Origin of the sequence: Mesorhizobium sp. WSM4935 (assembly GCF_029625735.1) — a bacterium.
Classification (GTDB): domain Bacteria; phylum Pseudomonadota; class Alphaproteobacteria; order Rhizobiales; family Rhizobiaceae; genus Mesorhizobium.
This window is the reverse complement of record NZ_JARTVR010000010.1, coordinates 63,904-76,253: the sequence shown is the minus strand read 5'-3', so window position 1 is coordinate 76,253 and position 12,350 is coordinate 63,904. Positions and strand designations below refer to the sequence as shown.

At 64.0% G+C, this 12,350-nt stretch carries 13 protein-coding genes; 8 read left to right on the top strand and 5 right to left on the bottom strand.

The features are described from left to right. The first annotated feature begins 248 nt into the window (after positions 1-248). Complete coding sequence (locus tag P9273_RS21690; protein WP_278050739.1) at positions 249-1,292, top strand: aldo/keto reductase; 1,044 nt, start codon at positions 249-251, stop codon at positions 1,290-1,292. On the opposite strand, the gene P9273_RS21685 is transcribed toward P9273_RS21690, so the two are convergent. After that, positions 1,289-2,260, bottom strand: coding sequence for a glycosyl transferase family 90 (locus tag P9273_RS21685; protein ID WP_278050738.1), 972 nt, complete (start codon positions 2,258-2,260; stop codon positions 1,289-1,291). The two genes, P9273_RS21690 and P9273_RS21685, sit on opposite strands and share 4 nt — an antisense overlap. Before the next feature lie 115 nt (positions 2,261-2,375). After that, positions 2,376-3,041 carry a GntR family transcriptional regulator gene (locus P9273_RS21680; RefSeq protein ID WP_278050737.1) on the bottom strand — a complete coding sequence of 222 codons (666 nt, stop codon included), beginning with the start codon at positions 3,039-3,041 and terminating at the stop codon, positions 2,376-2,378. A 115-nt stretch (positions 3,042-3,156) separates the two neighbouring features. Between P9273_RS21680 and P9273_RS21675 the strand changes: the two genes are divergently transcribed. Together P9273_RS21675 and P9273_RS21670 are read left to right on the top strand one after the other, a co-directional pair. After that, entirely contained in the window at positions 3,157-4,404 is a 1,248-nt protein-coding gene (locus tag P9273_RS21675; RefSeq protein ID WP_278050736.1) for an MFS transporter, read from the top strand. A 38-nt stretch (positions 4,405-4,442) separates the two neighbouring features. Further along, on the top strand, positions 4,443-4,817 hold the full coding sequence (locus P9273_RS21670; protein WP_278050735.1) for a DUF423 domain-containing protein: 375 nt from the start codon (positions 4,443-4,445) through the stop codon (positions 4,815-4,817). Positions 4,818-5,014: 197 nt separating this feature from the next. Here the strand turns inward: P9273_RS21670 and P9273_RS21665 are convergent, their stop codons facing one another. Then, entirely contained in the window at positions 5,015-5,158 is a 144-nt protein-coding gene (locus P9273_RS21665; RefSeq protein ID WP_278050734.1) for a hypothetical protein, read from the bottom strand. Between the two features lie 175 nt (positions 5,159-5,333). On the opposite strand from P9273_RS21665, the gene P9273_RS21660 reads away from it, so the two are divergent. Next, the gene (locus tag P9273_RS21660; protein ID WP_278050733.1) at positions 5,334-6,413 is read left to right on the top strand and encodes a LacI family DNA-binding transcriptional regulator; all 1,080 of its coding nucleotides are present in this window, start codon (positions 5,334-5,336) and stop codon (positions 6,411-6,413) included. Positions 6,414-6,468: 55 nt separating this feature from the next. On the opposite strand, the gene P9273_RS21655 is transcribed toward P9273_RS21660, so the two are convergent. Further along, positions 6,469-7,662 (bottom strand): OpgC family protein, encoded by a 1,194-nt coding sequence (locus P9273_RS21655; RefSeq protein ID WP_278050732.1) that lies wholly within the window; start codon positions 7,660-7,662, stop codon positions 6,469-6,471. 198 nt (positions 7,663-7,860) lie between these two features. Here P9273_RS21655 and P9273_RS21650 point away from each other — a divergent pair, with 198 nt between their 5' ends. Next, positions 7,861-8,526 carry an alpha/beta hydrolase gene (locus tag P9273_RS21650; RefSeq protein WP_278050731.1) on the top strand — a complete coding sequence of 222 codons (666 nt, stop codon included), beginning with the start codon at positions 7,861-7,863 and terminating at the stop codon, positions 8,524-8,526. A 55-nt stretch (positions 8,527-8,581) separates the two neighbouring features. Here P9273_RS21650 and sthA read toward each other — a convergent pair whose 3' ends face one another. Further along, on the bottom strand, positions 8,582-9,970 hold the full coding sequence (gene sthA, locus P9273_RS21645; RefSeq protein WP_278050730.1) for a Si-specific NAD(P)(+) transhydrogenase: 1,389 nt from the start codon (positions 9,968-9,970) through the stop codon (positions 8,582-8,584). 181 nt (positions 9,971-10,151) lie between these two features. Between sthA and P9273_RS21640 the strand changes: the two genes are divergently transcribed. The 3 genes from P9273_RS21640 to P9273_RS21630 all read left to right on the top strand — a co-directional run bounded on the left by P9273_RS21640 (position 10,152) and on the right by P9273_RS21630 (position 12,327). Then, the gene (locus P9273_RS21640; RefSeq protein WP_278050729.1) at positions 10,152-10,835 is read left to right on the top strand and encodes a methyltransferase family protein; all 684 of its coding nucleotides are present in this window, start codon (positions 10,152-10,154) and stop codon (positions 10,833-10,835) included. Between the two features lie 108 nt (positions 10,836-10,943). Then, positions 10,944-11,414 (top strand): RDD family protein, encoded by a 471-nt coding sequence (locus P9273_RS21635; protein WP_278050728.1) that lies wholly within the window; start codon positions 10,944-10,946, stop codon positions 11,412-11,414. Between the two features lie 148 nt (positions 11,415-11,562). Then, entirely contained in the window at positions 11,563-12,327 is a 765-nt protein-coding gene (locus P9273_RS21630; RefSeq protein WP_278050727.1) for an arginyltransferase, read from the top strand. The last annotated feature ends 23 nt before the right edge of the window (positions 12,328-12,350 follow it).

The following is a 12,350-nucleotide window of genomic DNA, read 5'->3' as shown; positions in this document are numbered from 1 at the left end:
TGCCTGCCAGCCACCTCGCCTCGGATGCGCCCCGGCCGCGAACCGCAAACGCAACTCCGTAAGCCGACTGAGATACAGAGGCGCAATGACGGTTTTATTGCAAGCGCCCGCCCGCGCGGATCGATGTAGCCGATATGTGATCGAACCGTATCGATAGCGGGGCGACAAGCGGCGGGAATTGTCCTACAAATCCCCTCGCCTCTTTCAGGGCGCCACCGCGCCTCTTCAAACAAAATCGCGAGGACGACATGGAATACCGCACGCTGGGCCGATCCGGCTTGAAAGTCTCGACATTGACGTTTGGCACCATGACCTTTGGCGGTACCGGCCCGTTCGCCGCCGTCGGCAGTTCCGACCTCGCGGAGGCCAGCCGCATCATCGACACCTGTATCGATGCCGGCATCAATCTCATCGACACGGCAAACGTCTATTCCAACGGATTGTCGGAAGAGATCATCGGCGAGGCGCTTGGCGGCAAGCGCAAGAACGACGTGCTGATCGCCTCCAAGGCGCGCATGCGCATCGGCACCGGCCCCAACGACGAAGGCCTGTCGCGCCATCATCTGATCCGCGAATGCGAAAAGAGCCTGAAGCGGCTGAGGACCGACGTCATCGACATCTACTTCGTCCATCAGTGGGATGGCCTCACGCCGGTCGAGGAGACGATCGCGGCGCTCGACACCTTGGTCAACCAGGGCAAAATCCGTTACATCGGCTGCTCCAACTGGTCGGGCTGGCAGGTGATGAAGGCGCTTGCCGTCAGCGACAGCCGCCATCAGGCCCGTTTCGTCACCCAGCAGATCCACTACACGCTGGAAGCCCGCGAGGCCGAATACGAACTGCTGCCGATTTCGGTCGACCAGGGCCTCGGCGTGCTGGTCTGGAGCCCGCTGGCCGGTGGCCTGCTCTCCGGCAAATACCACCGCGACAGCCCGACGGCGCGCCAGCTCGGCGGCTGGACGGAGCCGCCGATCCGCGACGAGGACCGTCTGTGGCGCATCGTCGACGTGCTCTCCGACATCGGCAAGGCACGGGGTGTCTCAGGAGCGCAGGTGGCGCTTGCCTGGCTGCTCGGCCGTCCGGCGGTAAGCTCGCTGGTGATCGGCGCCCGCAATGAGGCGCAGCTCAAGGACAACCTCGCCGCGGCCAGTCTGTCGCTCTCCGAGGAGGAACGGCAGCGCCTTGACGCGGTCAGCCGGCCGCCGGTGCTTTATCCCTACTGGCACCAGCAATTCACCGCCAGGGACCGGTTTGGCCCGGCCGATCAGGTGCTCGACCGCTCCCATGCCTAGCCGGCGATGAAGCACCAGACTTCCGGGTCGGGCTTTATCTGCCCGCTCAGCACGAAATATTTATAAAGGACGAGCAGCGAGATCGCCTGCTCGTCCTGCTCATTGCCGAATTTGCGGCAATAGGCGTTGGCGGCGGCGGTTATCCGTCCCGCCTCGGCGGGATGTTTTTCGAAATAGGCGACCTTGTCGACCAGGTCGGAGAAATCCGGCTGCAGCGGCACATAATGGACGTTGGGCTCGACCTGGGCTTCCGCAAACCAGGTTTCGTAGGTCGGTTCCGGCATCAGGCAGAGCGAATTGGAGCTCATGATCCATTTCAGGTTCGTCGCGACATCGTTGCCCTCCAGCGAGACGATGTAGCGATAGCGCCGCTGCTGCTCGATGTTCAGGAACGGCTTGCGGTATCCGTCGGGCGCATCGGCCCTGTGGGAACCCGCATCGCAAATCGGCAGGTCGGCGGCTTTTTCCACGAAGCGAGTGCGAAGCGGATTGTTGAGATGACCGCGCCAGACCACCATAGGCCGTTTGTCGGCGAAAGACAGGCTGTCGGGCGGCATGTAGAAGTGACGGAACTTGTTCAGCTTCATCAGCACGGCGTTCGCGTTGTAGTCGCCGATGGGCCGGTCCTTGACGATCCTAGGGAGTTCCGGAACGCCGACGACGTCGCCGAACTCGAAGTCGATCAGCAGACCGGGATCGAAATAGCGGGCGAATTCCTTGAGGTCGTAATAATACATGCTGGAAGAGGTCGGCAGCTTGCCGACGGCTATGGCGTCCGGACTGGGCACGAACGGCTGTTCCAGCTTGTTGTAGTAGTTCAGTCGCTCGCGAACCGTCTTGCCTGAAAGCCTCGCCTGCTCAAGCCGGCTGGCGAGGCGGTCGCGGAACAGCGATTGCGGTGCGCGGTCGCGCGCGAAATTGCGCGCGTAGTAGAACAGCTTTGCGGCGGTTCGGGAGAGTGTGGCCATGCGTCCGCGAGTTCAGCAAGATAATCAATGGTAGTCGGCCTTCATCCCCCTCGTCCCCTACAGCATTCTCTCGGCCATGTTGCAAGCCTGCTAATGCGAATGGCCACAAGGCAACTTAGGCCGCGACGACGGCGAACCCTCTGGCGCGCAAGCCGCGCCGGTCGTCATGCAAGGAGCTGACAAGCCGATCGCGACTGCCCGCGATGTGAGCCGAAAGCAGCCGCGCCGCTTCGTCGGCATCGCCGCTCCTGACGGCGGCGAGGACGGCGTGGTGCTCGGCCCAGGCGCGGCCGAGCGCCTTCTCGTCCCGCACCTCCAACCAACGCGCCCGCGACAGCCTGGTCATCGCGTCGCGCACGGCCCTGAGCAGGAACTCATTGCCGGACAGCCTTGCCAATTCGATGTGGAAATCCAGGCCGACGCGATGCCATTCTTCACGCGGCGTCTCGGCGTCGCAGGAATCGAGCATCGCCGCAATCACGTCGATCCCGCTGCGGTCTTCGAGCGCCGCCGTCAGGCGGACCGCAGCCACCTCGACCGCTTCACGGTAGACGGCGATCTGCCCAAGTTCGGCAAGATTGATCGGCGCCACCGTCCAGCCGCGGCCGTCGCGGCCGATCAACCCTTCCGTTTCCAGGCGCAGCAGCGCCGCCCGCACCGGGGTGCGAGAAGCGCCGAACCGGCTCTCGATCCAACGCTCGGTCAAACGTTCGCCCGGGCCGATCTCCAGCCCGAGGATCATCTCGCGAAGCTGCCTTTCGACATTCTGCATCTGCGACATTGTCGTTCCGCTCTTCAAAGCCGCATTGACAGCGGCAAGTGCCAGGGTCCATGACGGATACCGACTTGGTATCCCAAGTTGGTATTCGTAACAACCCAGCATTGGCATGCATGACATGGCGCCCAGCGAATCCGAACGAAGCGGCTTCAACATCCATTGGCGGCGCAACCTCGCCGTATGCTTCGCCGGGTCGTTCAGCACACTTGTCGCCATGACGCTGCTGCTTCCGTTCCTGCCGCTTTATGTCGAGCAGCTCGGCGCCGACGGCCACGCGGCGATCGCGCAGTGGTCGGGCATCGCTTATGGCGCGACCTTCTTCGCGGCCGCGCTGGTCGCGCCCTTGTGGGGGCGGCTTGGCGACCGCTACGGCCGCAAGCTGATGCTGGTGCGCGCTTCGTTCGGCATGGCGATCTGCATGTCGCTGACCGGCATGGTCCAGAGCGTGTGGCAGCTGGTGCTGCTCCGGCTGCTGATCGGTTTTGCCGGCGGCTATTCCTCGGGCTCGACGATCCTGGTGGCGATGCAAACGCCGAAGGAGCGTTCGGGCTGGGCGCTGGGCGTGCTGGCGGCGGGCATCACGGCGGGCTCGCTGGTCGGACCATTGCTCGGCGGCCTGCTGCCGCCGCTGATCGGCATTCGCGCGACCTTCCTGCTTTCCGGCGGCGTCATCTTCCTGGCTTTCCTGGCGACGACTTTCCTGATCAAGGAAAATCCGCCGGCGCTCAAGCCCGCCTCGACGGCGAAGCCGAAAAGCGGCTGGTCGCAGATCCCCGACAAGCGGCCGATCGTCGCCATGCTGGCCACCGGCATGCTACTCGCCTTCGCCACCATGTCGATCGAGCCGATCATCACCGTCTATGTGCAGCAGCTCGTTAAGGATCAGAGCAAGGTGACCATGGTCGCGGGCGTCGTCATGTCCGCGGCGGCGCTCGGCACCATCCTGTCCTCATCCTGGCTGGGGAAACTCGCCGACCGCATCGGCCACTGGAACGTTGTGGTCGGCGCGCTGGCGGTCTCGGCATTGCTGCTCATCCCGCAAGCCTTCGTCACCAATGGCTGGCAGTTGATCGGCCTGCGCTTCCTGATGGGTCTGGCGCTGGGCGGACTGTTGCCCTGCATCACCAGCGTCATCCGTCACAACATCCCCGACGGGATCGGCGGCAATGTGCTTGGCCTGGCGATCTCGGCGCAATATGTCGGCCAGGTCGCGGGACCGCTGTCCGGCGGCTTCGTCGGCGGGCATTTCGGCATGCGCTCGGTGTTTCTGGGCACAGCGGTGCTGATGGCGCTGGGTGCGGTGTACAACTGGATTGTCCAGTCGCGTCGGGCACGGCATATGCTGCTCGAGGCCGGTGAATCCTGATCGGCGCCTCCGCCCAACCGCAGCATGGAGCATCCAAGATGAGCCTTACCGGGCAAACGCCAGACAACGGGAGTCGCGTCCTTGTGCTGGCAGCCGGCCTCGTCGGCGCGGCCGGCGTGGCGCTGTCGGCGGCGGCCGCGCATCGCGGCGGCGCCTTCACCGGCACGGCGGCCAGTTTCCTGCTGATGCATGCGCCGGTACTTCTTGCCATCGGCCTGGCCGGCGGCAACCGCTGTCTCAGGATCGCCAGCCTCGTCCTGCTCGCGGGCCTGCTTCTGTTTTGCGGCGATTTGCTCACCCGCGACTTCCTCGCCTCGCGGCTGTTCCCGATGTCGGCGCCGATCGGCGGCACCCTGCTGATCGCTGGCTGGGTGGCGATCGCCGTCTCGGCGCTATGGCGCCCTCGCCCCTAGGCTATTTTCGGCCGGTTCGCCGCTTGTGCGAGCACGCAGGCGGTTCGTCGCGGCGTCGTCGTTCGGGCTGCTCGGTTCCGCGCGTGATGCCCCAGTAGTTGCGGTAGATGTCCTGAAACAGATGACCAATCGGATGCATGGCTGCTCCTCCTTGAATTGAATGGATCCAACACCTAGGTGCGGAAAATGGCTGGGGTTCAGCCGCGCTTGCGCTCCACGAGGAAGCGCGGCTCGCGACGCCAAGGGCCCACTCTGCCCCGCCGCTTCTCACTGACAGCGGCCGAGGCGATGCCCCAATCGTTGCGGTAGATGTCTTCGAACAAATAGCTCACCGGATGCATGGCACCCTCCCTTTGAAACCCGCTCACCATTGAGGCGGTATCTTGGATCGATTCAAATCATAGCCCTCGATCACGTAAGGTCAAGCGAAATTTGAATCGATCCAACAAAAATGTTAGATGACCGGCAGCAATTCAGCGGTCATGTTCGTCGCGTGACCGGATTCGGAGGAACGACATGGCATCACTCCTCGAAGGCCAGACAAGACCGATCAGGCTGGCCGATATCGCCAAGGCAGCCGGCGTCTCACACGGTACGGCCTCGAATGTTTTCAGCCGCCCCGAGATCGTGCGCGCCGAGGTGCGCGAGCGGGTCAAGGCGGTCGCGGAGCAGATGGGCTATGCCGGGCCGGACCCGAAAGGCCGGCTGCTGCGGGCCGGCAAGGTCAACGCCATCGGCGTCGCGACCACCGAGCCCCTCTCCTACTTCTTCGACGATCCGTTCGCGCGCGTGATGATGGCCGGCATTTCCGAAGCCTGCGACGCCACCGGTGCGGGCATCGCGCTGGTGTCGGCCGCCAATCAGGAAAAGCTCGCCTGGAACATCCGGAGCGCGCTGGTCGACGGTTTTGTGCTGTTCTGCATCGAAGGCGGCTCGCGCCTCGTCGACCTGACGCGCGAGCGCAAGCTACCCTTTGTTGCATTGGAACTCGGTTTCCAGGACGAGACCGTATCGGCGATCGGCGTCGACAATGTCGCCGGCGCAAAGCTCGCCGCGCGGCATCTAGCCGAGCTCGGCCATCGCCGCTTCGCCGTCCTGTCGCTCGGCTTCGCCGACAATCGCACCGGCTTCGCGACGCCGGACGTCGTGCGCAGCGCGGTCTACACCGGTACGCGCGATCGCCTTGCCGGCTATTTCGAGGAGCTTTCCCGCTTCGGCATCGATACGGCGACCATCCCGGTCTATGAGACCGAGAACGAGGAAAAAAGCACCAGGGCCGGCCTCGAGGCGATCTTCGCCAGGGGCGAACCGCCGACCGCCATTCTGGCGATGTCCGACCGCATGGCCCTGATCGCCATCGACTGGCTGAGAGCAAAAGGGCTCGACGTCCCTGGCGATGTCTCCATCGTCGGTTTCGACGGCGTGCCGGACGGCGCGCTGTCCACGCCGCCGCTGACCACGGTCGCCCAGCCGATCACCGAGATCGGCCGCCGCGCCGCGCGTATGATCCTCGACCATGACGGCGCCGTGCGGCGCGAGACGATGGGGGTCGAGTTCGTCGTCAGAGGCTCGACCGGTCCGGCCCCGAAAGCCTGAGCAATCTCAGGTGGTCCGCCCGGCCACACCGCCGGGCACCTTCCTTGCTCCACGATCAGTAGCCCATCCTCGCCGGCACCGGTTGCGCGCCGAACGGCGCACGCGCAGGCTCCTCGCGCGCCGGCTTGGCGCGGGACGGGCCGAGGCCGGCGAGCCATTCGAGGTAGAGCGCAAGCGCAAGCTGCATGGCGATGCCGGCCGCGATCAGCAGCGTGTCGTAGGCCAGGCCGCCCGGGTTGATCAGCTTCAGAACCTGCGCCGCCATGGCAAGCAGCGTGCCGGCGATGAATACAGGCAGCGAGCGCTTGCCCAGGATCGCCAGGGGATTGTCGGGCCGGACGCGGAAGAAGTTGGAGACCGCCGGCAGCGCCACGATCAGATAGCTGACCGACAGAATGTGCAAGAGCCGCGGCAGCGACAGGAAGGTCTTGTCGAAACCACCGATCACCACCGGCAGGTCGAACCAGGTGATCTGCCCCCAGAGCGGGCTGCGCACCCAGATCGCCGCGCCGATCACATAGGCGCCGGCAGCACCCAACAGCCATGGATTGACCGGGATCCGACCGCCGCGCTTCACATGCAGCATGGCGGCAAGGCCGATGTTGAACAGGAACTGCCAGGACAGCGGGTTGAGGAACCAGAGGCCAGGCTCCGGATAGTTGGGCGGCGCGATCTGCCAGATGCCGGCGGCGAGCCAGAGCAGGCCGGACACGATCAGCGCCGGCACCGGACGATAGCTGACGAACAGCACGAATGCGGGCGCCGCCAGAAGTAGCGCCGCATAGACCGGCAGGATGTTGTTGTACCCAAGCTGGTGGCCAAGCGTGACGATGCCGAGCAGCACCTGCGGCGTGTTCTTCATCAACGGCTCGATGTTGATCATCGTCAGCATTTCCGGACGGTGCGCGAACAGCGCGGCGGCGCAGAACAGCGCGATCACCAGCATCGTGATGACGATGTGGGAGACGTAGAGCACACCAGCGCGCCGCCACATCTTCAGGGTGGCGAGCAACCGGCCGCCCGGCTTGAACTTCGTGCCGTAAGCCAGCGCCACCGAGATGCCGGAAATCAGCACAAAGGCTTCGGCTGCATCGGAAAAGCCGAAATTCTTGTAGGTCCAGTTCTCGAAGACGGTGCCCGGCACATGGTCGACGAAAATGGTGAGCAGCGCGAGGGCGCGCAGCACGTCGATACGTGTGTCACGCTCTCCGACACGCTTATCGCGATCGTTGGGAACAGGGGTGGTCATCGACAAAAGGCCTCAAAGCTGGTTGTTCATAGCCAGCAATGCGACCCCCGGGGCGCACCGCTTCGATTCCTCCCATCGGGAGTGTATCGGCGCAGAAACGGACCGAAATGCGCCTGGTTCAATCAACTTTCGCGGAGCGCAAAAATATTCCGTTTTGAAGCCGGCAAATCAACAAATCTCTTATGGAATCAATCGGATATGAGTACTTCCGAATATAGCGACGAAAACAGTATCCTGCGCGGCGACCTCACCTTCCCCTACCGTCTGCTGAGGCCGGCAAACGCAAGCGGCGAGTGCCTGTTCGTGCTGCACGGGTCCGGTGTCGACGAGACGACGATGCTGCCGCTGGCGAGGCAGATTGCGCCGCGTTCAGTGGTCGTCGCAGCGCGCGGCCGCATCCGCCAAGAGGAGGGATTTCGCTGGTTCGAGCGAATCACGCCGACCAGTTTCGAGCAGGCCAGCATCCATGCCGAGACAGCCGCCTTTGCCCGGTTCGCGACGGAAGCAGCGCGGCAACATGGACTCGGCCTGCAGCGCGCGACCTTCCTCGGCTATTCGAACGGCGCCAATGTCGTGTCCAGCCTGATGCTGCTTCATCCCGGCTTGGTCCGGCAAGCGGCGCTCCTGCGGGCGATGCCGGTGCTCGACATTTCGCCGATGACCGATCTCGGCGGAACGCGCGTGCTGATCATCGCCGGCGCCACCGACCAGACCTACGGCCCGTTCGCGCCGGCCCTTGTGACGCTGTTCAGCCAGCGCCACGCCGAGGTCGACGCGCGCATCGTCGCCTCGGGCCATGAATTCGGCGATGCGGACGGCGCGATCGTGCGGCAGTGGGTGGCAGCTCCCATAGCGATCGCATGACTGCGCCGGCCAGGCACCTGTTAAGGAGTTATTCGATCCCCCCCGGCGAGTGCCCTCAGCCCTGCCCCATCCGGTTCCAGGCGTCCAAACCCGCAATCTTGTAGGCTTCCGCCAGCGTCGGATAGTTGAAGGTGTTGTTGACGAAGAAGTCGACCGTGCCGCCGAGATTGATCACCGCCTGGCCGATATGGATGAGCTCGGTGGCGCCCTCGCCGACGATGTGGGCGCCGAGCAGGCGGCGCGTCTCGATCGAGAACAACAGCTTCAGGAAACCGCTTGAGACGCCCATGATGTGGCCGCGCGAGGTCTCGCGAAAACGCGCGACGCCGACCTCATAGGCGGCGCCGCTTTCGCGCACCTGCTCTTCCGAAAGGCCGACCGTCGAGATCTCCGGCACGGCGTAGATGCCGTAGGGAAAGCTCTCGGGCGGCGGCGGCAGGTTGACGCCGAAGGCGTGGCAGGCCGCCACCCTTCCCTGCTCCATCGACGTCGAGGCGAGGCTCGGGAAACCGATGACGTCGCCGGAAGCGTAGATGTTCGGCACGCTGGTCTGAAAGGTGTGCGGGTCGACCTTGATGCGGCCTCGGGCGTCGGCCTCGATGCCGACCGTCTCGAGGCCGAGGCTGGCGACATTGCCGGTGCGGCCGGCTGCGTAGAGCACCATCTCGGAGCGGATGGTGCGGCCATCCGCAAGCGTCACCTCGGCATGATCGGGTTTCGAGGCGATCTCCTTCACCGTGCTGCCCAGCCGGATGGTCACGCCGCGGTCGCGCATCTGGTGGATGAAGTCGTCGACGATCTCGCGATCGATGAAGTCGAGAATGGTGTTGCGCGGCTCGACCAGTGTCACCGGCACGTCGAGCGCGGAAAAGATGGTGGCGTATTCGACGCCGATGACGCCGGCGCCGATCACCGTCAGCGTGCGCGGCAGATGATGGAGTTCCAGCATCTCGTCGCTGTCGAAGACGCGCTTCTTGTCGAAAGGCACGTCGGCCGGACGGTGCGGCCTGGTCCCGACGGCGATCAGCGCGTTGGCAAAGCCGACCTCGCTGTAGTCGCCATTGTCGGTGGTCAGGCTCACCTTGTTCGGGCTGAGGAATTTCACCGCGGCGCGCGCACTCTTCACCGTATTGCGCATGAACTGGTGCTGCAGCACTTCGACCTCGTGGTCGAGCGTCTTGTGCAAACGGTCGACCAGATCCGAGATCGAAATATCCTGCTTGACCCGGTAGCCGCGTCCGTAGAAGCCGCGTTCGCGCCAGCCCGAGAGGTTGAGCACCGTCTCACGCAGGGTCTTCGATGGGATGGTGCCGGTATGCACCGAGACGCCGCCCAGGCGGCGGCCCCTGTCGACCACCAGCACCGACTTGCCGAGCTTGGCCGATTGCACCGCGGCGCGGCGCCCCGAAGGGCCGCTGCCGATGACCAGCATGTCGTAGTCCATGTCCCCGTTCCCTTTGTGCGCCGCAGCAAGCTAGACCGGGAGGAATGTCATGTTCAACAGGCAACACCATTCCCTCGGCAGACCAATCCGCCGATGTAGCCAAAGCACGCGAAACCCTTAACCGGACGGCAACGCTTGCCGTGCGATGGTCCATGATGAGGGGACCACCGGGGTAGCAGAGTTGGCGATTTCCAAAAGCGAGGCGCTGCCTGGCGCAGAGACGGGTTTCTGGTCCGGCCTTCAGAGCAGCGCGGTCCTCACCGACCTCCGCGAGGGTCTGTTCCGTTTCATCGCGCTCACAGTCGCGGCAATCTTCATCTACCGCGGCGTGAATAACCTCGTCATCGACAGCGGCCGGCTCAACGTCCTGATGCTGCTGATCTCGGAGACGCTCACCTTTATCTGGCTGCTCTTGGCGCGCCGCCCGCTGGTGCGTGACTGGAGCCCTTTCACTGTCTTCATCTCGCTGACCGCAGGCTTTGGCTCGGGCTTCGTATCGCTGCAGGAGGGCGTCGAGATCGTCCCGCTATACATCGCGGCGCCGCTGCAGTTCCTGGCGCTATGGCTGGTGATTTGGGGCAAGATGTCGCTCGGCCGCTCCTTCGCCATCCTGCCTGCCAATCGCGGCGTCGTCACCGGCGGCGCTTATCGCTTCGTTCGCCACCCGATCTATGCCGGCTACCTGGCGGGACACATCCTTTTCCTGCTGTCGAGCTTCTCGGTCTACAATTTCGCCGTCTATGCGATCATCACGCTGTTCCAGATCCATCGCATCCTGCGCGAAGAACGTATCTTGGCGCTGACGCAGGAATATCGCGCCTATCTCGAGCGGGTCCGCTACAGGCTCTGCCCCGGGATTTTCTGACACCGCGCCGGTCCGCCGACGGGTATGTTCCTTGAATTCCGGGCCGCTCTCACCATTTGAGAAGGCGGCAGGCATCCCTCATGCGGATGTCGCGATCGAGGAACGGACATGAACGCACGCGTATTGGACGGCGAGATCATCACGACCAGGTTCGAGGACACCCGCGCCTATCGCGGTGTGCGGACAAGGCGTATCTTTGCCTTCCTCCTCGACTATTTCTTCGTCGCGCTGCTGACCATTCCTTTCGCCATCCTGGTCGCCATTCTCGGGCTTTTGACTTTCGGCCTCGGCTGGGCGCTGTTTTCGGTGCTGGTGCCGATGGTCGCCATTCTCTACATCTGGAACACGCTGGGCAGCCGCGACCAGGCGACGACCGGCATGAAGATCATGGGCATCCGCCTTGAAAAGCTTGACGGCAGCCGCATCGACGGCATGACGGCCGTGGTTCACTCGGTGCTGTTCTGGGCCGGCAACGTCATCCTGACGCCGCTGGTGCTGCTCGTCACGCTGTTCTCCGACCGTAAGCGCACGCTGCACGATCTTTTGCTCGGCACCGTGGTCACCCGCACCGACGTCTGAGCGTGTCGACAGCCGCGTTCATCGAACCGCTGCGTCACCTGTGCTTAAATATGAACAGGCCGGGGCCATCGCGGCAGCACAATCCTGTTGAATTTTTCGCGGACCGGGCCAAAGGTAGAGCGATTCGCAGGAGCGTTTCCAAGATTAGATGACGCAGCATCCGACCCAGTCGCCGCAGTTCTTCCTGACCGCGCCGTCGCCATGCCCCTATCTGGAGGGGCAGTTCGAGCGCAAGGTGTTCACGCACCTTGTCGGAGACAAGGCGCCGGAGATGAACGACCTGCTCACGCAAGGCGGCTTCCGGCGCTCGCAGAACATCGCTTATCGCCCGGCCTGCGAATCGTGCCGCGCCTGTGTCTCGGTGCGCATCCTGGCGCAGGAATTCGCCCCCAGCCGCAACATGCGTCGCGTCATCCAGCGCAATGCCGACCTCGTCGGGGCCATGCATGACGCGCAGCCCTCGACCGAGCAATACTCGCTCTTCCGCGCCTATCTCGATGCCCGCCACCGTCGCGGCGGCATGTCGGACATGACCGTGCTCGACTATGCGATGATGGTGGAGGACACGCATGTCGACACCAAGATCATCGAATACCGGCGTCGCGGCCCCGACACGTTCATCACCGGCAAGGGCCATGGCGAGCTGATAGCTGTCGCGCTCACCGACAAGATGGCCGATGGCCTGTCGATGGTCTATTCCTACTTCAGTCCGGACTTCGAGGACCGCTCGCTCGGCACTTTCATGATCCTCGATCACATCGCCCGCGCCAAGGCGATGGGCCTGCCCCACGTCTATCTCGGCTACTGGGTCAACGGCTCGCGCAAGATGAATTATAAGATGCGCTTCATGCCGCAGGAGCATCTCGGCCCGAAAGGGTGGGAACGCTACGACCACGAAGCGGTCAGCCGCTGACCCGCCTTACGCTTCATCCTTAA